General features: G+C 60.1%; 16 protein-coding genes. 5 read left to right on the forward strand and 11 right to left on the reverse strand.

Annotated features, from left to right (window positions below; genetic code table 11):
- Positions 1-299: 299 nt before the first annotated feature.
- From AC1MEK_RS05785 to AC1MEK_RS05835, 11 genes are all read right to left on the reverse strand, one after another.
- Complete coding sequence (locus AC1MEK_RS05785; protein WP_480395315.1) at positions 300-1274, reverse strand: peptide ABC transporter ATP-binding protein; 975 nt, start codon at positions 1272-1274, stop codon at positions 300-302.
- The gene (locus AC1MEK_RS05790; RefSeq protein WP_480395316.1) at positions 1274-2242 is read right to left on the reverse strand and encodes an ABC transporter ATP-binding protein; all 969 of its coding nucleotides are present in this window, start codon (positions 2240-2242) and stop codon (positions 1274-1276) included. Before AC1MEK_RS05790 ends, AC1MEK_RS05785 begins: the two co-directional genes overlap by 1 nt.
- Before the next feature lie 10 nt (positions 2243-2252).
- Positions 2253-3164, reverse strand: a complete 912-nt coding sequence (locus AC1MEK_RS05795) for an ABC transporter permease subunit (RefSeq protein ID WP_480395317.1) — start codon at positions 3162-3164, stop codon at positions 2253-2255.
- Between the two features lie 10 nt (positions 3165-3174).
- Positions 3175-4185, reverse strand: coding sequence for an ABC transporter permease subunit (locus AC1MEK_RS05800; RefSeq protein WP_480395318.1), 1011 nt, complete (start codon positions 4183-4185; stop codon positions 3175-3177).
- 75 nt (positions 4186-4260) lie between these two features.
- Complete coding sequence (locus AC1MEK_RS05805) at positions 4261-5823, reverse strand: ABC transporter substrate-binding protein (RefSeq protein WP_480395658.1); 1563 nt, start codon at positions 5821-5823, stop codon at positions 4261-4263.
- Positions 5824-5968: 145 nt separating this feature from the next.
- The gene (locus AC1MEK_RS05810) at positions 5969-7351 is read right to left on the reverse strand and encodes an OprD family porin (RefSeq protein ID WP_480395319.1); all 1383 of its coding nucleotides are present in this window, start codon (positions 7349-7351) and stop codon (positions 5969-5971) included.
- A 155-nt stretch (positions 7352-7506) separates the two neighbouring features.
- On the reverse strand, positions 7507-9108 hold the full coding sequence (locus tag AC1MEK_RS05815) for an ABC transporter substrate-binding protein (RefSeq protein ID WP_480395320.1): 1602 nt from the start codon (positions 9106-9108) through the stop codon (positions 7507-7509).
- A 337-nt stretch (positions 9109-9445) separates the two neighbouring features.
- Entirely contained in the window at positions 9446-11074 is a 1629-nt protein-coding gene (locus AC1MEK_RS05820) for an ABC transporter substrate-binding protein (RefSeq protein ID WP_480395321.1), read from the reverse strand.
- 302 nt (positions 11075-11376) lie between these two features.
- A complete protein-coding gene (locus AC1MEK_RS05825) occupies positions 11377-12975 on the reverse strand; it encodes an ABC transporter substrate-binding protein (protein WP_480395322.1) in 1599 nt (532 codons plus the stop codon).
- A gap of 84 nt (positions 12976-13059) precedes the next feature.
- On the reverse strand, positions 13060-15243 hold the full coding sequence (locus AC1MEK_RS05830) for an HET-C-related protein (protein WP_480395323.1): 2184 nt from the start codon (positions 15241-15243) through the stop codon (positions 13060-13062).
- Between the two features lie 258 nt (positions 15244-15501).
- The gene (locus AC1MEK_RS05835; RefSeq protein WP_480395324.1) at positions 15502-16218 is read right to left on the reverse strand and encodes an SIMPL domain-containing protein; all 717 of its coding nucleotides are present in this window, start codon (positions 16216-16218) and stop codon (positions 15502-15504) included.
- 322 nt (positions 16219-16540) lie between these two features.
- Here AC1MEK_RS05835 and AC1MEK_RS05840 point away from each other — a divergent pair, with 322 nt between their 5' ends.
- From AC1MEK_RS05840 to kdgD, 5 genes are all read left to right on the forward strand, one after another.
- On the forward strand, positions 16541-17800 hold the full coding sequence (locus AC1MEK_RS05840) for an ATP-binding protein (RefSeq protein ID WP_480395325.1): 1260 nt from the start codon (positions 16541-16543) through the stop codon (positions 17798-17800).
- Positions 17797-18357, forward strand: coding sequence for a response regulator transcription factor (locus tag AC1MEK_RS05845; protein ID WP_480395326.1), 561 nt, complete (start codon positions 17797-17799; stop codon positions 18355-18357). The genes AC1MEK_RS05840 and AC1MEK_RS05845 overlap by 4 nt, the downstream gene beginning before the upstream one ends.
- A gap of 99 nt (positions 18358-18456) precedes the next feature.
- Positions 18457-20193 carry an ABC transporter ATP-binding protein/permease gene (locus tag AC1MEK_RS05850; protein ID WP_480395327.1) on the forward strand — a complete coding sequence of 579 codons (1737 nt, stop codon included), beginning with the start codon at positions 18457-18459 and terminating at the stop codon, positions 20191-20193.
- Between the two features lie 107 nt (positions 20194-20300).
- Positions 20301-21050, forward strand: a complete 750-nt coding sequence (locus tag AC1MEK_RS05855) for a FadR/GntR family transcriptional regulator (RefSeq protein ID WP_480395328.1) — start codon at positions 20301-20303, stop codon at positions 21048-21050.
- A 346-nt stretch (positions 21051-21396) separates the two neighbouring features.
- Positions 21397-22308: a 5-dehydro-4-deoxyglucarate dehydratase gene (gene kdgD, locus AC1MEK_RS05860; RefSeq protein WP_480395329.1), complete on the forward strand. Its 912-nt coding sequence runs from the start codon at positions 21397-21399 to the stop codon at positions 22306-22308.
- Positions 22309-22428 lie beyond the last annotated feature (120 nt).

Raw genomic sequence — 22428 nt, forward strand, 5'->3', positions numbered from 1 at the left:
CTCGTGGAGTGGGTCGAGCCGCATGGATGCGGCGAGAGGCGTGTGGGCCATGGATGGCCCATTCACGCCGGGCCCACGGAGCGGGACCGGAGAGAGGGAACCCGACGAAGTCGGGCCAAACCAGGAGCAAGACCCCTTGGTTACTTGGGGGTCTTTTCCAAGTAACTCGGCGAAGCCGAAACAGGTCTGCCGTTAGGCAGACCCTCTTAGCAGCAACATAAATAACGGATCAGTCCCCAAACCATAAAAAAAGGCCGCTGCACCCAAGCGCAGCGGCCTTCCTTCTCTCAGCCAAAACCTCAGGCCACAAACTGCTCCGCATAGTGGCAAGCCACCTGCCGGTTATCCACCGTCCGCAACTCCGGAACCTCGGCACTGCAGCGCTCGGTCGCGTACGGGCAGCGCTTGTGGAACGCGCAGCCGGTCGGCGGATTGAGCGGGTTGGGCAGCTCGCCGACGATCTTGATCTTCGGCTTCAACGGATCCGGATGGATCGCCGGCGTCGCCGACAACAGCGCCTGGGTGTACGGGTGCAGCGGACGGTTGTAGATCTCCTCCTTGGGACCCATCTCCGCCGGGCGGCCCAGGTACATCACCAGCACCGTATCGGCCACATGCCGCACCACCGCCAGGTTGTGCGAAATGAACACGTAACCGGTGTTGAACTCCTGCTGCATGTCCATGAACAGGTTCAACACCTGCGCCTGAATCGACACGTCCAGTGCTGAAGTCGGTTCGTCCGCTACCAGCACCTTGGGTTGCAGCATCATGGCGCGGGCCAGGGCGATACGCTGGCGCTGGCCGCCGGAGAACATGTGCGGATAGCGCTGGTAATGCTCGGGGCGCAGGCCCACCTGCTTGATCATCGCCTGCACTTTTTCACGGCGCTCGGCGGCGGAAAGCGTGGTGTTGATCAGCAGCGGTTCGGCCAGTTGATCGCCGATCTTCTGCCGTGGGTTGAGCGACGCGTAAGGGCTCTGGAACACCATCTGCACGTCTTTGCGCAGCTGCTTGCGTTGCGCCTTGGTCGCGCCGGCCACTTCCTGCCCGGCGATTTTCAGCGAGCCCGAAGACGGCTCTTCGATCAGCGTCAGTGCGCGGGCCAGGGTGGATTTGCCACAGCCGGATTCGCCCACCACGGCCAGCGTCTTGCCGGCTTCCAGCTCGAACGACACACCATTGAGCGCACGCACGGTGGCGTGGGGTTTGAACAGGCCTTGGGATACATCGTAGTGACGGGTAAGGTCACGGGCGGTCAGTACGATCTCGCTCATCACGCCACCTCCTGATTCAGCGGGTAGAAGCAGCGCACCAGGCCATGGACTTGCGGGTCCAGGGTCGGGCGTTGCTGGCGGCATTTGTCTTGAACGTACGGGCAGCGCGGCGACAGCAGGCAGCCGCTTGGCCGGTCATAGCGACCGGGGACGATGCCCGGCAGCGTGGCCAGGCGCTCGGCGCCCATGCTGTGCTCGGGGATCGCGGCCAGCAGCGCTTCGCTGTACGGATGCGCGGGCACATCGAACAGGCCCGGGACCTGACCCACCTCAACCGCCTGGCCCGCGTACATCACGCACACGCGCTGGGCGGTTTCAGCCACGACGGCGAGGTCGTGAGTGATGAGCACCAGGGCCATGTCCTGATCTTTCTGCAGGGCCAGCAGCAGGTCCATGATCTGCGCCTGAATGGTCACGTCCAGCGCCGTGGTCGGCTCGTCGGCGATCAGCAGTTTCGGCTCGCCAGCGATGGCCATGGCGATCGCGACGCGCTGGCTCATGCCGCCGGAGAGTTGGTGCGGGTAGGCTTCCAGACGCTGCGCAGCGCCGGGAATCTCGACCTTCTGCAGCAGCTCCAGGGCGCGCTGGTGAGCGGCCTTGCCTGTCAGACCCAGGTGCTGCTTGAGCACTTCCTTGATCTGGAAACCCACGGTGTAGCTGGGGTTCAGCGCGGTCATCGGGTCCTGGAAGACCATCGACAGATCCTTGCCGACGATCTGCCGACGCTGACGCGGAGTCAGCTTGAGCATGTCCTTGCCGTCGAAGGTCAGCGAGTCGGCGGTGACGATGCCGGGGTGATCGATCAGGCCCATCAGCGCCATCATGGTCACGGATTTACCCGAGCCCGACTCGCCGACAATCGCCAGTACTTCGCCCTTGTCCACGCTCAGGCTCAGGCCGTCGACCACCGGAGTGGCGTTGGCGTCGCCGAAGCGAACGTTCAGATTCTTGATTTCTAGCAATGACATTCTGGCGTCCTCAGGCGGCGTTCTTGAGTTTCGGGTCCAGCGCATCGCGCAGGCCGTCGCCCATCAGGTTGATTGCCAGCACGCTGAGCAAAATGGTCAGACCCGGCAGGCTCACCACCCACCAGGCGCGTTCGATGTAGTCGCGCGCCGAGGCGAGCATGGTGCCCCACTCAGGGGTGGGTGGTTGTACGCCCAGACCCAGGAAGCCCAGTGCGGCGGCGTCGAGGATGGCCGAGGAGAAACTCAAGGTGGCCTGAACGATCAGCGGCGCCATGCAGTTGGGCAGCACGGTGATGAACATCAGGCGCGGCAGGGTGGCGCCGGCCAGGCGGGCAGCGGTCACGTAGTCGCGGTTCAGTTCGCCCATGACGGCGGCTCGGGTCAGACGCACGTAGGACGGCAGTGACACGATGGCGATGGCGATCACGGTGTTGATCAGGCCTGGGCCGAGGATGGCGACGATGGCCACGGCCAGCAGCAGCGAGGGCAGGGCCAGCATGATGTCCATCAGGCGCATGATGGTCGGGCCGAGGATTTTCGGGAAGAACCCGGCCAGAAGACCCATGAGGATGCCCGGAATCAGCGACATTACCACCGACGACAAGCCGATCAGCAGCGACAGGCGCGAGCCCTGGATCAGGCGCGAAAGCAGGTCACGGCCCAGCTCGTCGGTGCCCAGCAGGAATTGCCATTGGCCGCCTTCCAGCCACACCGGCGGGGTCAGCAGGAAGTCGCGGTATTGCTCGCTTGGATCGTGAGGCGCGACCCACGGGGCGAAGATCGCGCAGAACACGATCAACAGCATGAACGCCAGGCCAGCGACGGCACCCTTGTTTTTGGCGAAGTGCTGCCAGAACTCTTTGTAGACGGAGGGGTAGAGCAGGCTTTGATCGACTGCTACCACGGGAGTAGGTGTATTCATGGTCGTGATCTCAGCGCTGGTGACGGATGCGTGGGTTGGCAAAGCCGTAGAGGATGTCCACCACGAAGTTGACCAGGATCACCAGGCAGGCGATCAGCAGGATGCCGTTCTGCACGACAGGGTAGTCACGGGCGCCAATGGCTTCGATCAGCCACTTGCCGATGCCCGGCCAGGAGAAAATGGTCTCGGTCAGTACCGCACCGGCCAACAGCGTACCCACTTGCAGGCCGAACACGGTCAGCACCGGAATCAGCGCGTTGCGCAGGCCGTGGACGAACACCACGCGGGCAGGCGACAGGCCTTTGGCGCGGGCGGTGCGCACATAGTCTTCGCGCAGCACTTCGAGCATCGAGGAGCGGGTCATGCGGGCGATCACCGCCAGCGGAATGGTGCCCAGCACGATGGCGGGCAGGATCAGGTGACGCAGTGCGTCGACGAACGAGCCTTCTTCATCGCTGAGCAGGGTGTCGATCAGCATGAAGCCGGTTTTTGGCGGAATGTCGTACAAAAGGTCGATACGCCCCGATACCGGGGTCCAGCCCAGCGATACCGAGAAGAACATGATCAGGATCAGGCCCCACCAGAAGATCGGCATCGAGTAGCCCGCAAGGGAGATGCCCATGACCCCGTGATCGAACAATGAGCCTCGTCGCAACGCGGCGATGACCCCGGCCAGCAAGCCGATGATGCCCGCGAAGATCAGCGCCGCGATCGACAGTTCCAGGGTGGCCGGGAACAGCGAGGAGAACTCGGTCCACACGCTGGTGCGCGTTCTCAGCGACTCGCCCAGGTCGCCATGGGCGAGCTTGCCGACGTAGTCGATGTATTGCGCATACAGGGGCTTGTTCAGGCCGAGACGTTCCATGGCCTGGGCGTGCATTTCCGGGTCGACCCGGCGTTCACCCATCATGACTTCGACCGGGTCGCCCGGGATCAGGCGAATCAGTGCGAAGGTCAGCAAGGTGATGCCGAAGAAGGTGGGTATGAGCAACCCCACTCGGCGAGCGATAAAACTAAACATCTTCTCGAGTACCTCATCTGCCGGTTAGGCGTATACCGGCGTGATTCGTTTTTGCGAATCCGCCGGATTCTTCTTCTACTTCACCTGGGTGGTGGCGAAGTTATTAGTGGTCAGGGGGCTAATGTGATAACCCTCTACGTTCTTGCGCATTGCAGTGAACATCTTGGTATGGGCCATGCTGATCCACGGCTGATCCTGATTGAAGACTTCTTGCGCCTGCTCATAGAGCGCGGCACGTTCGGCCGGGTCGGTTTTTTCCCGAGCCTGATCGATCAAAGTCTGGAACTTCTGATTGCACCAGCGCGCGTAGTTTTCGCCGTTCTTGGCGGCTTCGCAGCTCAGGTTCGGGGTCAGGAAGTTATCAGGGTCGCCATTGTCGCCTGCCCAGCCAGCAGACACCATGTCGTGCTCGCCGTTTTTCGCCCGTTTAAGCATTTCGCCCCATTCCATGACGCGAATATCTAACTTAATGCCGACTTTCGCTAAGTCCGCCTGCATCATTTGCGCGCCCAGCATCGGGTTCGGGTTGGTCGGGCCACCGCCGTTGCGGGTGAACAGGGTCAGCACCGTGCCTTCCGGTACGCCTGCTTCCTTAAGCAAGGCACGTGCCTTGTCCAGATCATGGGCCGGGTTTTTCAGCGCCTTGTTGTAGCCCAGCAGGGTGTCGGGGTAAGGGTTCACGCCGACGGTTGCATTGCCCTTGCCGAACAGCGCATTGACATAGGCCTCCTTGTCGAAGGCGATGTCGATGGCTTTGCGCACGCGCACATCGCTCATGTATTTGTGCGTGGTGTTCATGGCGATGTAGGCGGTGGTCATCGCGTTGAGCTCGTCGACTTTCAGGTTGGGGTCGGTCTTGATGCTCGGGATGTCGTCAGGCTTGGGATACAGCGCGACCTGACACTCGTTGGCCTTGAGCTTCTGCAGGCGCACGTTGTTGTCGGTGGCGATCGCCAGTACCAGAGTGTCGGCCGGCGGCTTGCCACGGAAGTAGTCCGGGTTGGCCTTGAAGCGCACCTGGGCGTCCTTGGCGTAACGCTGGAACACGAACGGGCCGGTGCCGATCGGCTGGCTGTTGAGGTTGTCGGTCTTGCCGGCTTTCAGGAGCTGGTCGGCGTACTCGGCCGAGTAGATCGAGGCGAAGGCCATGGCGACGTCGGCCAGGAACGGCGCTTCGCGGCGGGTCAGGGTGAATGTGACGGTGTTGTCGTCAACCTTCTCGACGCTCTTGAGCAGTTCCTTGAAGCCCATGCTTTCAAAGTACGGGAAGCCCACGGTCGACTGTTTGTGCCACGGATGGTTGGGGTCCAGCTGACGCTGGAAGCTCCAGACCACGTCGTCGGCGTTCATGTCGCGCGTCGGCTTGAAGTAATCGGTGCTGTGGAACTTGACGCCCTTGCGCAGGTGAAACGTGTAATGCAGGCCGTCTTCACTGATGTCCCACGACTCGGCCAGTGCCGGCTCGATGTCGGTGGTGCCCGGCTTGAAGTCCACCAGGCGGTTGAAAATGGTTTCCGCCGCCGCGTCGGCGGTGACAGCGGTGGTGTACAGCGCCGTGTCGAAGCCTTCGGGGCTGGCTTCGGTGCAGACCACCAGCGGCTTGGCCTGAACGCCGGCCGCGGCGCTGAGCAGTGTCATTCCCAGGGCCAGTGCCACCGCGTTGCGCAATGTTGCGAGTTTGAATGTCGATTTCAAGAAAACGCCCTCGGCAAGTGATCGAACCAGTAGTGAGTGGGTGTTTCGGGCCATAAAGTTCTAGCCCGAAACACCTGCGCTTGTGCGATTAAAGGATGTTGAACGGAATGGTGGTGACCAGGCGGAACTCGTTGATGTTGCCATCAGCCTGGTTGGCACTCGCGCGGTGGGTGGTGTAGGTGCCGCGCATGGTCGAGGCCTTCAGCGGGCCGGACTGCATGGTGTACGAGGCGCCGATGCCGTACTCGTAGTGAGTTTCGCCGTCCATGCTGCGAACGTCATAGGCGGTGCCCTTGTAGTGGGTGCCGTCGATGTCGAAGCCGCGTGCCTGATAGATGTTGAATTTCAGGCCAGGCACACCGTAATCGGCCATGTTCAGCAGGTAGCTCAGCTGCACCGACTTCTCGTTCGGGCCGTTGAAGTCCGAGAGCAGGGAGTTGGCCAGGAAGATGGCGTTGCTGTCGTGGACATAGTCGAAGTAGGTGTCACCTTCCACTTCCTGATAGGAAATGCTGAAGCTGTGCGCCTTGTGGGTCGCAGTCAACGACAGGGAGTAGGTGTCGTTGTCGATCGGGCCCATTTTCTTGGCGCCCGAATCCTTGGTCTTGTAGTAGTTCAGGTTGGTCGACAGGCCCAGCACGTCGGTGTCACCCATCTCGTGCAGGAACGAGAAGTAGTACTGGTGCCAGAAATCCTCGACGTTGGAGGCGTAGAGGCTGGTGGTCAGGCTCTTGAACGGCTTGTAGTCGACGCCGGCCATGTCCACGCGATCGGCTTCGATGTTGGCGTTGGCAGTGTACTCGGAGCGGAACTTGGTCAGGCTCTGCTCGGAACGTGGCGAGACGCGGTCGAAGCTGCCGGCGGTGAACGACAGGTTGTTGAACTCTTCGCTGAGGATGCTCACACCTTCGAAGCTCGAAGGCAGTGCACGGTTGCCGATGTAAGCCAGCACCGGGGTGTTGAGCGATTGACGGCCCGCTGTCAGGGTGGTGTTGGAGATGCGCGCCTTGATGTTGCCCAGGCCCAGCTTGCTCCACTGGCCGACCGCATCACCGTTGTTCTTGGTGAGGGTACGGTTGGCGCCGCCCATCAGGTCGTCTTTGTCGCGGTCCAGCGCGACGGCGTTGTAGACCGCCATCTCGGTGGCGAAACCGACCGTGCCCTGGGTGAAGCCCGAGCTGTAGTCAACGATGGTGCCTTGCACCCAGTTGATACGACGCGGATCACGATCAACCACAACGCCGTTTTCGCTGCGGCTGAAGGTGCCGCCGCGACGCAGCAGCTCGTTGGCGTACCAGTTCTTGGTCGACCCGGTGATCTTCGAGTCTTCCAGAAAGCCCTTGGCTTCGCTCTGGGCATTGGTGGTGGCCAAGGTCGTAGGGACGAATTCCTGACTGGTGGGCTCTGCCTGTGCGGCCATGCTCAGGGTGAGCACGGACAAGGCGAATACAGCGGTGCTGGCTTTTTTCACGTTTTGAAGCTCCCGTTTACTGCTTTTTTTAAAGGCCGGCTTTTATGAGTTGGCCGGCTTTGGTGGTGCGGCCTTGTGGGCCTTTTTTGCCGTTTCCGCTGTTTGCGGATAAAGCGGTGCCAAGAGCGCAAGCGCCCCTGGCACGGTGGTTCGGATCAATCGGCGAGGGTCACGCCCGAGAAGTTGTTGCGCCCGAAGGGGCTGACCTGGAAACCTTCGACTTCAGCGCGCAGCGGCTGGCTGACGGTCGAGTGGGCGATGGGGGTAATAGGCACCTGCTGCTTGAGGTAGTGCTGGGCCTGCTTGTACAGCTCGATGCGTTTGTCCTTGTCGGCGGTCGCCACAGCGGCCTTGACCAGCGCGTCGTAGTGCTCGTCGCACCACATCGAGTAGTTGTTGCCGCCGATCGACGCGCAGCTGTACAGCGTGCCCAGCCAGTTGTCCGGGTCACCGTTGTCGCCGGTCCAGCCGATCAGCGAGATGTCGTGTTCGCCGTTCTTGCTGCGTTTGAGGTATTCGCCCCATTCGTAGCTGACGATGTTGACCTTGATCCCGACCTTGGCCCAGTCAGCCTGGAGCATCTGCGCCATCAGCTTGGCGTTGGGGTTGTACGGGCGCTGCACCGGCATCGCCCAGAGGTTCAGCACGGTGCCTTCCTTGACGCCCGCAGCGCGCAGCAGTTCGCGGGCTTTTTCCGGGTTATACGGGGCGTCCTTGACCGTTTCGTCGTAGGACCACTGGGTCGGCGGCATGGCGTTCTGCGCCAGTTGGCCTGCGCCCTGGTAAACGGCTTTGATGATCTCCGGTTTGTTGACCGCCATGTCCAGCGCCTGGCGAACCTGCAGGTTGTCCAGTGGGGCGTGGCGCACGTTGTAGGAGATGTAACCGAGGTTGAAGCCAGGCTCTTCGATGACCTTCAGCTGCTTGTCGGCCTTGAGCCCATCGACATCGGCCGGGCGCGGATTGAGCGTGACCTGGCACTCGTTCTTCCTGAGTTTTTGCGCGCGCACCGAGGCGTCGGTGTTGATGGCGAAGATCAGTTGATCGACCTTGACCCTTGCCGGATCCCAGAACTGTTTATTGGCCACGTAACGAATCTGCGAATCTTTCTGATATCGGCCAAAGGCAAACGGGCCGGTGCCAATCGGCGCCTGATTGATATCCCGCAAGTTGCCGGATGCCAGCAATTGGTCAGCGTATTCGGCGGAAAGAATCGACGCGAAGTTCATCGCGATATTCTGGATGAATGCCGCATCCACTTTGTTTAGCGTAAATACAACCACCATCGGTCCGGTTTTCTCTACCGACTTGATGTTCTTGTCCAGGCCCATGCTGGTGAAGTAAGGGAACTCGGTGGGGTAGGCCACGCGAAACGGGTGATCCTTGTGCAACATGCGATTGAAGGTGAACAGCACATCATCGGCGTTGAAGTCGCGGGTCGGTTTGAACGCCTTGTTGCTGTGGAACTTCACGCCTTCGCGCAGGTGAAAGGTGTAGGTCAGGCCGTCGGCAGACACATCCCAGCTCGTCGCCAACGCAGGTACCACGCTGGTTCCGCCTTGCTCGAACTCTGCCAGGCGGTTGTACAAGGGCTCGGCGGCATCGTTGTCGGTGCCGGAAGTGTACTGGCCGATATCGAACCCGGCGGGGCTGCCTTCGGAGCAGAACACCAGGCTTTTGCTGGCGGCCTGTGAAACAGGCGCGATAGCCAGTGTTGCGGTAACTAACAGTGATGGCAAAACAATATTCTTATTCATGACAATCCTTATCGTCTGGTGCGTAAATGGCCATCGCGCAATGGAAACTTCTTTCGCAATCGTTTGCGCAAATGAAGTTTTCAGGGCGATGAAAACCCGGCCGGCCGATAGACAGCAAATATCAGGTGCGGCAACTCGAAACGGTATGTCCGTTCGGTTCCACAGTAAATAGTTATAAGTGCTTCAAAGTTTGTAGGAAAAATGCATATTGTTAGTAGGCAGGATCCGACGGCGTACGACTCAACTAACGATATTCATTTTCATCCATAACCCGCGCACGCAACGACACGGTCGCATTACTCGAAAGTAACGCGACCGTGAAGTCACATTTGAAGTATTACTTGCCGCTGACGCTGACACCGTAGAACGAGTTCAGACCGAACGGGCTGATCTTGAAGTCCTGGACTTCCTTGCGCATCGGCTGGTAGACAGTCGAGTGAGCGATCGGAGTCATCGGAACCGCGTCCTTGAGCAGGTGCTGAGCCTGTTTGTACAGCTCGGTGCGCTTGGCCTGGTCGGTGGTTTCCTTGGCCTGGTGGATCAGGGTGTCGAACGGCTTGTCGCACCACTTGGCAAAGTTGTTACCGTTGACCGCGTCGCAGCCGAACAGGGTGCCCAGCCAGTTGTCCGGGTCACCGTTGTCACCGCTCCAGCCAATCAGCATCGCGCCGTTTTCGCCGTTCTTGGCACGCTTGATGTACTCGCCCCACTCGTAGGAAACGATCTTGGCGTTGATGCCGATCTTCTTCCAGTCGTTCTGCAGCATTTCAGCCATCAGCTTGGCGTTCGGGTTGTACGGACGCTGAACCGGCATCGCCCACAGGGTGATTTCGGTGCCTTCCGGTACGCCTGCCTTTTTCAGCAGTTCCTTGGCCTTGGCGACGTCGTACGGCGCATCCTTGATGGTGGTGTCGTAGGACCACTGGGTCGGCGGCATGGCGTTGACGGCCAGCTGGCCTGCGCCCTGGTAGACCGCACCGATGATGGCTTTCTTGTCGACCGCCATGTCCAGCGCTTGACGCACTTCCAGCTTGGCCAGCGGGTTAGGCTTGGTCTCGCCCTTGATGGTCGGCATCACGTTGTAGGCGATGTAACCCAGGTTGAAGCCTGCCTGATCCGGCATCTTCAGCGCAGGATCGGCCTTGAGCGGTTCAAGGTCGGCCGGACGCGGGTAAGCGGTGATCTGGCACTCGCCCTTTTTCAGCTTCTGCGCACGTACCGAAGCGTCGGTGGTGATGGCGAAGATCAGGTTGTCGACCTTGACGTCTTCAGGCTTCCAGTAGTCCTTGTTGCCGGTGAAGCGGATGTTGGAGTCTTTCTGGTAGCTCTTGAACACGAACGGGCCAGTGCCGACCGGCTTCTGGTTGATGTCCTCGGCCTTGCCTTCCTTGAGCAGCTGGGCTGCGTATTCAGCTGACTGAATGGAGGCGAAGCTCATGGCCAGGTTCTGGATGAACGCGGCGTCAACAGTGCCCAGGGTCATCTTGACGGTGTGATCGTCGACCTTCTCGATCTTCTTGATATTGGTGTCCATCGCCATATCGGTGAAGTACGGGAATTCGGTCGGGTACGCCTTACGGAACGGATCGTCCTTGTTGATCATGCGGTTGAACGTGAACAGCACGTCATCGGCATTGAAGGTACGGGTCGGCTTGAAGTACGGCGTGGTGTGGAACTTGACACCTTCACGGAGGTGGAAGGTGTAGGTCAGGCCATCCGGGGAGACGTCCCAGCTGGTGGCCAGGCCTGGAATAACAGCGGTGCCGCCACGTTCGAACTGGCTCAAACGGTTGAAGATGGTTTCCGCAGAAGCGTCGAAGTCGGTGCCGGTGGTGTATTGACCTGGGTCGAAACCAGCGGGGCTGCCTTCGGAGCAGAACACCAGATTCGATGCTGCCTGAGCGAAGGGAGCGCTGGCGATCAAACCTGCGCCGAGAAGAAACGGAATGACCGCTTTTTTGAGCATGGTGGCCTCAGTTGTTGTCATTTTTTAATTGAGGGTTACGACCTTGTGGGTCGATCCCGGGGATACTTATGCAGGCGCCATACCCAAAGCAAGATGCTGGCGCCAATCAAGTGACAAAGAGTGGCACGAACGTACACGAATGTCGCAAAACTGTAATTCCTGACGCTGTTGAACGTTTGCGTGTCGCATATCGATATGTTTGTGGCACTAATCTGGTGCATTCGAACGTGGCGAATGCACCCGCTTGATCCATAAGTGTTACTTCACTGTTGATCAACTGTCGTGCTTTGAGCGGCGCCCGGTCAGTGGGAAAGGCTTACGCCATAGAAAGGCGTCAGGCCGAACGGGCTGAGCTTGAAGTCCTGCACCTCCTTGCGCATGGGTTGGAAAACCTTGGAGTTGGCGATCGGCGTGATCGGCACGTCGTTTTTCAGAATGTTCTGCGCCTGCTGGTACAGCTTGATCCGTTCGTTGCGGTCGGTGGTCAGCCTGGCCTGGGTCACCAGCTTGTCGTAACCGGTGTTGCACCATTTGGCGTAGTTGCTGCCCTTGACCGCTGCGCAGCTGTACAGCACGCCCAGCCAGTTGTCCGGGTCGCCGTTGTCACCCGTCCAACCATAGATCATCGCGTCATGTTCGCCAGCCTTGGCGCGCTTGATGTATTCGCCCCATTCGTAGCTGACGATGTTGGCCTTGATGCCGATCTTCGCCCAGTCGGACTGGATCATCTGCGCCGACATCCGCGCGTTCGGGTTGGAGGCGCGCTGGACCGTCATCGCCCACAGGTTGATCTGTGTGCCGGGCGCCACGCCGGCTTCCTTGAGCAGTTGCTTCGCCTTCTCGATGTCGTGGGGTGCGTCCTTGATGTTCGGGTCATAACTCCACTGCGCCGGTGGCAGTGCGTTCTGCGCCAGCTGGCCGGCGCCCTGATACACCGCCTTGATGATCGCCGGTTTGTCGATGGCCATGTCCAGCGCCTGACGCACCTTGAGCTGATCCAGCGGCGGATGGGTCACGTTGTAGGCCAGAAAGCCCAGATTGAAACCGGCCTGGCTCAGCACTTTCAGGTTCGGATCCTTCTGCGCTTCTTCGATATCCTGCGGGCGTGGGTAGCCGCTGATCTGGCACTCGCCGGCCTTGAGTTTCTGCAGGCGCGTGGCGGCATCGGGGTTGATCGAGAAGATCAGGTTGTCGAGCTTCACATCCTCGGGTTTCCAGTACTGCTTGTTGCCGACGTAACGGATCTGCGCGTCTTTCTGATAGCGCTTGAACACGAACGGGCCGGTCCCGATCGGCTTCTGGTTGATGTCCGCCGCCTTACCTTCCTTGAGCAACTGCGCGGCGTACTCGGCCGACTGAATGGAGGCGAAACTCATCGCCAGGTTCTGCACGAACGCGGCGTCGATGTTGTTCAGGTGGAAGCGCACCGTCTGCGCGTCGACCCTTTCCACCTGCTTGATGGTGGTGTTCATGTCCATGTCGGTGAAATACGGCGACTCGGACGGGTAGGCCTTGCGGAACGGGTCATTGGCATCGAGCAGGCGATTGAAGGTGAACAGAACGTCGTCGGCGTTGAAGTCGCGGGTGGGCGTGAAGTAGTCCGTGGTGTGGAATTTCACGCCCTGACGCAGGTGGAAGGTGTAGGTCAGGCCGTTGTCGGACACTTCCCATTTCGTTGCCAGCCCAGGTTCCACCTCGGTGCCGCCACGCTTGAACTGGGTCAGGCGGTTGAAGACGGTTTCGGCCGAGGCGTCGAACTCGGTGCCGCTGGTGTACTGGCTGGGGTCGAAACCGGCGGGGCTGGCTTCGGAGCAGTAGACCAGGGTGCTGGCAGCGTGGGCTGTCGGAACACACAGCGCCATCGCGCTGGCCAGCAACAGGGGGTTGAAGACTTTCTCCATGGAAACCTCATGCAAATGCGGCATTCGTGCCTGAAAAATCATCGACCGATGATAGACAGTGTGAAGGCCACACCGGTGAGATTTCTACACGGCGTCTCTGCCCCCAGGTTTGATGAGTCCCAGATGGAGCAAGACGCTGTGAGCGAGGGGGCCCGTCGGTGTCAGCAAGGAAAGAAGCCAGAGTGGCGAGGTGCTATCGACGAGTTCGCCGCGAAGGAAACTCAGGTATGCAGTACCGTCTCTTCTCAGTTGGTCGAGTGCTCTGCGTCCGGATTTCGCCAGCTGTTTGTAGATTTCGAACAACTCCTCCTTTGATGTGCTGCGCGCTAGATCTTGCGGGTTGGCAACCGCCCAGGCACCGACGATCTCGTCTTGCCATTCGGTGTCATGGGGATGGGCAAAAAAGGCGCGGGCGATGGCAATCGGATCGGCGCTTTCGTCGCCACTCCAGTAATCTGCCATGGCGGTGGCGACCTCTTTCACGGCGACCGACGCCAGCGATCCTGCCAGCAGGTGCAGGGGGTGTTCTGCGTGATCCTTCGCAAGCTGAGAGTGGGTAGGATCGGTCGAACCATTCTTGTGAGGATCCTGACCATAACGGATCTGCCATTCGTCGATGTTTTCACCGAAAACCTTGAGCATGTCGTTCATGATGATGCCCGTCGCATTGCCCACAACGGCAGAGAGCTTCTGTAGATAAGCCGCGCTGCGCTGGAGAAATTCGACGAAGGGCAAATCTACCCAGGTGTCCCGGGTCTGGAGGTACGTTTCGTAGATTTCCAGGTATTTGGGGTTGTGGTGTTCGCTGAGCAGAATCAGCAGCACTTGCTCACGCTCGCTGCGATCACCCGCCTTGACTGGCATGTAGGTGACGTCATCAGTGGAAAAGAGAATGTTGGCCAGTGGGCCGGCCAGGCTTGCCACCGTGTCGGATGCACCAAAGGTACCGGTTACCAGCGGTAAACCTGCCTTGCATTCGGCGGGAGAAGTCCATGGCAGCACTTTGGAGTGGCCGTTTTTGATGAGCGCCAGCTCCACGAAATTGGAGTGGGCAAAGAAGTCTTCGAGTACATGCAGCGCTGAGCCAAATGCCCGCAGCCCAGAGCCGTCCGGGGCTCGCTGGCGATCCATGGCGATGCGCAACTCCTGCGACATGAAATCCACGGATCGGGAAATGTAACGCTTCATCGAGGTTTCGTAGTCAATGCCGAGTGGCTCGGTGTCCGGGAATACCAGGGGCTCGAATTCAGGGTCCAGTGTTGTCGGGTCCGGCGATTTGAGGTCGGTTGTTTTCGGGTTGTCGATGTGCTCGCTGGGACGATAGACCCCAAGCATCTGCGGAGTGACCGTGAATACGGCTGGAGCACCCTGACGCAATGCCCGGAACGGCTTGATGGATAACACGTCGACGATCCGGGTCAGGGCATCCCGCGACAGCACGTCAGGGAAATTCCTGGGCATGCTGGCAGCTCGGACAATCTTCGGGTCGACCAGTTGCGAGTGGTCGCGCAACCAGTTTCCGAAATATATCGTGCTCAGATCGTATCCCGAGAAATCCAGCTTATAGAGTGCTTTCTCGATCTCTTTGTGGGTCAGATGCTGCGCGCTTCCGTCGCCTGCTTCGAACGCCTCGCGGTCAGTATTGTGGTGCGTATTGCCGTGGGTTACGCCAATGGTGCTCTGAAACCTCGCGATGGCCTCACTGGTTTGCCGCCAGGAGGCAATGAACACTTGTCTCGAATCGGGATGGTCGTTGACCGAATAGCGCGCGAATGTGATCTGATCCTCCGCTGGAGCAGCATGCTCGGCCACCCAGGCGGTAAAAAGATGGCCTTCTTCCCAGGGGGCGTCACTGGCTGGTGGGGCGTCGCTGAAATCCTGTCGCAGAAGATTGTCGATATGGTGCCCAAACTCGTGAAGCAAGGCGGTCATCAGCAACCAATGACGTTGGGGCTGGCGGGTTGTGGAGGAGAAAAAGCCCCAGTCGATCCGTATAACGCGCTCGCGGTTGTCGTAGTCGGCTTCGTACCCGAGAAATTCTGTTAGCACGAGGTCGGGACTCGTCAGGGTACCCTGCATCAAGCGGTGCCAGAGCTCGGCGCAGGCACTGAGGCTGAGGTCGTCGCCAAAGACTGTCCTGATTGCAGGAGTGAAGCGCTCCTGGCCCAGTTTTTCGGCGAGCCGGGTCATCAGATCGATGGCGAAGGTGCTGTGCAGCTGCTCGTGAACGAGATCGTGGGGTGCGTGCAGGGTGTTGATGTAAGCCATGTCGGGATTCTTCCTTGAAATCGTGGAGCGGCTATCTGCTTGGTCCAGGTGTGCCTGGCTTAAGCTTTCCATGCCTGAAAATGTCGTTGTATTGCAGGTCCAGTGTCGCGAGTTATGAGCTGGCGGAAAATCGGATGAATCGCCGGGCAATGTAGGAGCGCGTCATCGGACTGGCGAAGAATTCACCACACAAGGAGGGGGCAGATGCGGGAGCAAAACGAGGAAAAAGCGGCAGCCCAAGGCTGCCGCGGAGTTAAGTCAAGGAATGGCGACTTCGATCACGCCATCGGCAGTGACGCTGACCTGGCTGGTGCCCGCTTCGACGTCGGGCGTAGGAGCAGCATCGGCTCGGGCGGCTTTCATCATCATGACCGGCGCACGCATGTACGGCTGTGGATAACCCGAGGTGTTGAGGTTCAGGTTGACCAGCTTGTAGCCGGTGCCGCCCAGTGCGTCGGTGACCAGTTGCGCGCGGGCCTTGAAGGCGGTGACGGCGCTCTTGAGCAGGGTGTCTTCGCTGGCCTTGCGTGCAGGATCGGAGATGGAGAAATCCATGCCGCCCATCTTCATGTCGCTGCCCAGCAGCTCGCCGGTCAGTTTGGACAGGGCGGCGAAGTCCGGGCTTTCCAGGCGCAGTTCGGCGCGTTCGCGCCAGCCGGTGATTTTCTGGCCCTTGTCGTCGTAGATCGGATAGCTGTTGCGGCTGCCCTGGCGAATGGTCACTTCCTTGACCTTGCGCGCTTCGCCCAAAGCGCTGTTCAGCGTGTTGGTGACTTCGGCGGCCAGTTTGGCCGGGTCGGTGTTCTGCGACTCGGTGTAGACGGTGACCGTCATCAGGTCGCGCTGGACTTCCTGATTGACTTCGGCGCGGACCGAAACCTGGTTGTAATGAACGTCATCGGCCAGGGCCGGGGCGCTGGCCAGCGCGAGGGCGCTCAGGGCGAACAGGGTGGCGGTGGGACGAAGGCTGAGCATGAAAAACTCCTTGTTGGGCGTGCCGTCTGTGGCGCATTTCAGTATGGCCCGTCGGACGGATGCCCATGAGACTGTAATCCCGGGGTCTTGTTCCGAGATGCAGGAGACATCGATCTCTCTGTAGGAGCGAACTCATTCGCGATACGGAGGTACATCCGACACATGTGCTGCGACTGTAGGATCCTTCGCGAATGAATTCGCTCCTACAGGTCCAATGGCGTGAATCGATTCAATGCTGTGGCGCTTTGACGCACATTGAAGGAAAGCCCGACAGCTTTGGTTATACTCCTTGCGATTCGCCAGGAGCGCATCAGGAGCGCACATGCTCGCCCCCGTACAAGTCCTTTCCGCTACCCGTCAGAACCTCTGGCGGCTGACCTTCGTCCGCATTCTGGTGCTCGGTGCCCAAGCCGGCTCGGTGGGCTTCGCCTATCTGTTCAACCTGCTGCCCTTGCCCTGGCTGCAACTGGACATCACCCTGGGTTTCTCGGCCATCGTCTGTCTGCTGACGGCCATCCGCCTACGCACCTCGTGGCCGGTCACCGAACTCGAATACGCCGTGCAACTGGCCTTCGACCTGTTTATCCACAGCGCGCTGCTGTTCTATTCGGGCGGTTCGACCAACCCGTTCGTGTCCTATTATCTGGTGCCGCTGACCATCGCCGCCGTGACGCTGCCGTGGCGGTACTCGCTGATCCTTTCTGGCATCGCGCTGGCGCTCTACACCCTGATGCTGGCCAACTTCTACCCCATCGATACCGTCGCCTTCGCCCGCGAAAAACTGCAGATCTACGGCATGTGGCTGAGCTTCGCCCTGGCCGCCGGGGTAATCACCTTCTTCGCCGCGCGGATGGCCGAAGAGCTGCGCCGCCAGGAGCAGATGCGTGCGTTGCGCCGGGAAGAAGGCGCGCGGGATCAGCAATTGCTGGCCGTGGCCACGGAAGCGGCAGGCGCCGCCCATGAACTGGGGACGCCGCTGGCGACCATGAGCGTGCTGCTCAAAGAGATGCAGAAGGATCATAAGGACCCGGCGCTACAGGAGGATCTGTCGATCCTTCAGGACCAGGTCAAGCTGTGCAAGGAGACGCTGCAACAACTGGTGCGCGCCGCCGAGGCCAATCGCCGGTTGGCGGTGCAGGAACAGACCGTGACCCACTGGCTCGATCAGGCGCTCAACCGCTGGCACCTGATGCGTCCGGAATCGACCTATCGCTTTCAGCGCCTGGGGCAGGGCGATGTACCGATGGTCGCGCCGCCTCCCGACCTGACCCAGGCGCTGCTGAACTTGCTCAACAACGCTGCCGATGCCTGCCCGGAAAACCTGGAAGTCTCGCTGGACTGGACTCCCCTGGAAATCCGCATCGCCATTCGCGACCACGGCGCCGGTGTACCGCTGGCCGTGGCCGAGCAGATCGGCAAGCCATTCTTTACCACCAAGGGCAAGGGCTTCGGCCTGGGCCTGTTCCTGAGCAAGGCCAGCGTGACCCGCGCCGGCGGCTCGGTGAAACTCTATCCTCATGAGGAAGGCGGCACGCTCACCGAGCTGCGTCTGCCCCGTCAAGCACCAGGAGAAGAAGCATGACTGACGAAATCCAGGTTGAAGGCGAAGAACTGCCGCACCTGCTGCTGGTGGACGACGACGCCACCTTCACCCGCGTGATGGCCCGGGCCATGGCCCGCCGCGGTTTTCGCGTCAGCACCGCAGGTTCCGCCGAAGAAGGGCTGGTCCTGGCCCAGCAGGACTTGCCGGACTACGCCACGGTCGACCTGAAGATGGAAGGCGACTCGGGGCTGGTGCTGTTGCCCAAGCTGCTGGAACTGGACCCGGAAATGCGGGTCCTGATACTGACCGGTTATTCGAGCATCGCCACCGCGGTGGAAGCGATCAAGCGCGGCGCCTGCAACTACCTGTGCAAGCCTGCCGACGCCGACGACGTGCTGGCCGCGCTGCTGTCCGAGCACGCGGACCTGGACACCCTGGTGCCGGATAACCCGATGTCGGTGGACCGCCTGCAGTGGGAGCACATCCAGCGGGTACTGACCGAGCACGAGGGCAATATTTCCGCCACGGCTCGCGCCTTGGGCATGCATCGCCGCACGCTACAGCGCAAGCTGCAGAAACGGCCGGTCCGCCGCTAAGCAGGGATCGCTGGTTAAAGTTTTCTTCATGGAAGATCTCGTGTGGCGTCTGGCACATTGGGGCTGACGCCACTTAAATGCCTGCCATCGAGTTATCACATGAATCAAAACGCTGAGTACTCTGCGGCCAACGACACGTCTCGTGGGCAATTTTTCAAGAAAGTCTGGCACCTGATCACGCCCTACTGGCGCAGCGAGGAGAAAGGCATCGCCTGGCTGCTGCTGATCGTCCTCATCGCGCTGGTGCTGTTCGACGTGGGGGTTTCGGTTTGGGTCAACAGCTGGTATCGCGACTTCTATAATTCGCTGCAACAGAAAGACTTGAGTGCGTTCACGCACCTGATGCTGCATTTCTGCGGCATTGCAGCGGTGTCTATTCTGGCGGCGGTGTACCAGCTGTATCTCACACAAATGCTGACTATCCGTTGGCGAACCTGGCTTACCGAGAAACACTTCGCCCGCTGGCTGGAGCACAAGAATTACTATCGTCTCGAGCAGGGGGGGTATACCGACAACCCTGACCAGCGGCTGAGCGAAGACCTCAACAGTTTTACGTCTACCACACTCGGGCTCGTTCTCGGGCTGATCAGCACCGTCGTCAGTCTGGTGTCCTTCTCGATCATTCTGTGGGGCGTCTCCGGCAGTATCGAAGTTTTTGGCATTGAGATTCCCGGCTATATGTTCTGGGCAGCCTTGCTGTACGCGAGCATCGGCAGTTGGCTGGCGCATCTGATCGGGCGGCGCTTGATTGGATTGAGTAACAGACAGCAGCGCTACGAGGCCGACCTGCGTTTCGCGATGGTACGCATTCGCGAAAATGCCGAGAGCATCGCCCTGTATGACGGCGAGACCAACGAGAATCGCCGCCTGACCTCCCGCTTCAAACTGGTCTGGAGTAACTTCCGGGACATGATGGGCGTGCAGAAGCGCCTGAAATTCTTCACCGCAGGTTACGGACAGATCGCGATCATCTTCCCGTTCGCGGTTGCTGCGCCTCGGTATTTCTCCGGCAAGATAGAGCTGGGCGAGCTGATGCAGATCAACTCGGCATTTGGCAATGTTCGGGAAAACTTCAGTTGGTTCATCGATGCCTATGTGTCGCTGGCGGGCTGGCGGGCTACGTCCGATCGCTTGCTGGGTTTCCGTCAAGCCATGACCGACAACGAAGAGCGTCAATCGGCAATCAATATCAGCCGGACAGGGCATGAACTCAAACTTGAGCAACTGAGCCTGGACCTGGTGGGTGATCGTCAATTGCTCGATCACGCAAGCGTCAGAGTCGCTGCCGGTGAGCAAGTGATGCTCAGCGGTCGATCCGGCAGTGGCAAGAGCACGTTGCTGCGGGCGATGGGCGGATTGTGGAGTGATGGCTCGGGGAACATGGAACTGCCTGCCGGACGTTATCTGTTCCTCCCGCAGAAACCCTACCTGCCCATCGGCACCCTGCGCGAAGCCCTGAGTTATCCACAGGCGCCGGAGGTCTATCCGGCCGAGCGCTTCGCCCAGGTCCTGGAAACCTGTCGCCTGAGCCATCTGGTGCCGCGTCTGGACGAGAGCAATCACTGGCAGCGCATGCTGTCGCCGGGTGAGCAGCAGCGAGTGGCCTTCGCTCGTGCATTGTTGTACGCGCCGGACTGGCTGTACCTGGACGAAGCCACGTCGGCCATGGACGAAGAAGACGAAGCGGCGCTGTATCAGGCCCTGCTCGATGAGTTGCCGGGCGTGACCCTGCTCAGCATCGGCCATCGCAGCAGCCTCAAGCGCTTCCATCGACGCCATCTGCGCATCGAGGGCGGTCAATTGCGCGAGCAACCCCACGCTGAAACGGTGATTTAGCAGCACGATGCCGCAAAAACCTACGAAGTCGCCGGGTTTGTTATGTGATCGTACAACCCGGTGAGCTATGATGAGTCTTTCAGCGTATTTAGAGATGCATGTTGGATATGGAAAATCAGAGTGCTCCGCCTCGCGCACGTAGAAAGCACCGCAGCCTCGCGCAGGAGTTGGTCACCGAACTCTCCGAGCGCATTCGCACCGGCGAGCTCAAGCGTGGCGACAAATTGCCCACCGAGTCCGCGATCATGGAAGAGCAGGGCGTCAGCCGCACGGTCGTGCGCGAAGCCATTTCTCGCCTGCAGGCCTCGGGCCTGGTCGAAACCCGCCATGGCATCGGCACCTTCGTGCTCGACACGCCGAGCGCGAGCGGTTTTCGTATCGACCCGGCGACCATCGTCACCCTGCGTGATGTCATGGCGATTCTTGAGTTGCGCATCAGCCTGGAAGTCGAGTCGGCGGGCCTCGCTGCCCAGCGCCGCAGCACTGAGCAGCTGGCCGAGATGCGTGCGGCACTGGATGCGCTGAACGAAAGCGCGGCCCACGCCAGTGATGCGGTCGGCGCCGATTTCCAGTTCCACATGGCTATCGCGCTGTCCACGGGCAACCGCTACTTCACCGACATCATGAATCACCTGGGCACCAGCATCATTCCGCGTACCCGGTTGAATTCCGCACGCCTGGCCCATGACGACCAGCAGCATTACATGAGCCGCCTGAGCCGCGAGCACGAGGAAATCTACGAGGCCATCGCCCGCCAGGATTCCGATGCCGCCCGCGCCGCCATGCGCCTGCACCTGACCAACAGCCGCGAGCGGTTGCGTCATGCCCATGAAGAGGCTGAATCGCAACGCGCGTGATTGTCCTGTTTTGATGGTGTTCGAATAACCCGTAGCAGTCCGGCTTGCCGGCGGGGCGGTGTATCTACAAATGATGCAGCGCCTGACACGACGCTCCCGCCGGCAAGCCGTGCTGCTACGGGACTATGTTGTCTGGGAGACAGCAGACAACCGACAAACCCCCGCCATACCCCTGATTTCCCTCGAACCCCCATAAATAAGGCCCGATCGACCTTCCGTCCGCTCGCCCCGAAAAAATATTCGACACCCTATTGAGTCATGTCATTCCTAGTTGTACGATGACTTACGACATCAGCGCAGGTCTGGTGATCCATACTCACAATTAGCTCCTCAGGGTGTTCGAATAATGAATCCACAAGAACTGAAGTCCATCCTCTCCCACGGTCTGCTGTCCTTCCCGGTCACCGACTTCAATGCCCAGGGCGATTTCAACCGCGCTGGCTACATCAAGCGTCTGGAATGGCTGGCCCCTTACGGCGCCTCCGCGCTGTTCGCTGCTGGCGGCACCGGTGAGTTCTTCTCCCTGTCGGGCAACGAATACTCCGAAATCATCAAGACTGCCGTCGACACCTGCGAAAAGTCCGTGCCAATTCTGGCTGGTGTCGGTGGCCCGACCCGTCAAGCCATCGCTCAGGCTCAAGAAGCCGAGCGTCTGGGTGCCAAAGGCCTGCTGTTGCTGCCTCACTACCTGACTGAGGCTTCCCAGGACGGCGTTGCCGCTCACGTTGAAGCCGTGTGCAAATCGGTCAAGATCGGCGTGGTCGTCTACAACCGTAACGTCTGCCGCCTGACCCCGGCTCTGCTGGAACAACTGGCCGAGCGCTGCCCGAACCTGATCGGCTACAAAGACGGCCTGGGCGACATCGAGCTGATGGTTTCGATCCGCCGCCGCATGGGCGACCGTTTCTCCTACCTGGGCGGCCTGCCGACCGCTGAAGTCTACGCCGCGGCCTACAAGGCGCTGGGCGTGCCGGTCTACTCCTCGGCCGTGTTCAACTTCGTGCCGAAGCTGGCGATGGACTTCTACCACGCGATCGCCAAAGACGATCACGCCACCGTTGGCAAGCTGATCGACGACTTCTTCCTGCCATACCTGGACATCCGTAACCGCAAAGCCGGCTATGCGGTGAGCATCGTCAAGGCAGGCGCCAAGATCGCCGGTTACGACGCAGGCCCGGTTCGCGCGCCGCTGACCGACCTGACCGCAGAAGAGTTCGAAATGCTCGCTGCACTGATGGACAAGCAAGGCAAGCAGTAACTGCCACCTGCCGGAAAACCGCTGAGCGATCAGCGGTTTTTTGCCGTAGGAAGGTTATTTCCCGAGCGCTGCGTCATGCAGCGTTTCGCGTCGGCAAGGTTGCCGTCGCGTGAGTTCTAC

It is taken from the genome of Pseudomonas sp. 2 (genome assembly GCF_056627435.1).

Coding starts and splice junctions, on each gene's coding strand:
- kdgD (WP_480395329.1), top strand. CDS start 21,397: ATGAATCCACAAGAACTGAAGTCCATCCTCTCCCACGGTCTGCTGTCC.
- AC1MEK_RS05830 (WP_480395323.1), bottom strand. CDS start 15,243: ATGGCTTACATCAACACCCTGCACGCACCCCACGATCTCGTTCACGAG.
- AC1MEK_RS05835 (WP_480395324.1), bottom strand. CDS start 16,218: ATGCTCAGCCTTCGTCCCACCGCCACCCTGTTCGCCCTGAGCGCCCTC.
- AC1MEK_RS05820 (WP_480395321.1), bottom strand. CDS start 11,074: ATGCTCAAAAAAGCGGTCATTCCGTTTCTTCTCGGCGCAGGTTTGATC.
- AC1MEK_RS05825 (WP_480395322.1), bottom strand. CDS start 12,975: ATGGAGAAAGTCTTCAACCCCCTGTTGCTGGCCAGCGCGATGGCGCTG.
- AC1MEK_RS05815 (WP_480395320.1), bottom strand. CDS start 9,108: ATGAATAAGAATATTGTTTTGCCATCACTGTTAGTTACCGCAACACTG.
- AC1MEK_RS05840 (WP_480395325.1), top strand. CDS start 16,541: ATGCTCGCCCCCGTACAAGTCCTTTCCGCTACCCGTCAGAACCTCTGG.
- AC1MEK_RS05855 (WP_480395328.1), top strand. CDS start 20,301: ATGGAAAATCAGAGTGCTCCGCCTCGCGCACGTAGAAAGCACCGCAGC.
- AC1MEK_RS05790 (WP_480395316.1), bottom strand. CDS start 2,242: ATGTCATTGCTAGAAATCAAGAATCTGAACGTTCGCTTCGGCGACGCC.
- AC1MEK_RS05800 (WP_480395318.1), bottom strand. CDS start 4,185: ATGTTTAGTTTTATCGCTCGCCGAGTGGGGTTGCTCATACCCACCTTC.
- AC1MEK_RS05845 (WP_480395326.1), top strand. CDS start 17,797: ATGACTGACGAAATCCAGGTTGAAGGCGAAGAACTGCCGCACCTGCTG.
- AC1MEK_RS05850 (WP_480395327.1), top strand. CDS start 18,457: ATGAATCAAAACGCTGAGTACTCTGCGGCCAACGACACGTCTCGTGGG.
- AC1MEK_RS05805 (WP_480395658.1), bottom strand. CDS start 5,823: ATGACACTGCTCAGCGCCGCGGCCGGCGTTCAGGCCAAGCCGCTGGTG.
- AC1MEK_RS05795 (WP_480395317.1), bottom strand. CDS start 3,164: ATGAATACACCTACTCCCGTGGTAGCAGTCGATCAAAGCCTGCTCTAC.
- AC1MEK_RS05785 (WP_480395315.1), bottom strand. CDS start 1,274: ATGAGCGAGATCGTACTGACCGCCCGTGACCTTACCCGTCACTACGAT.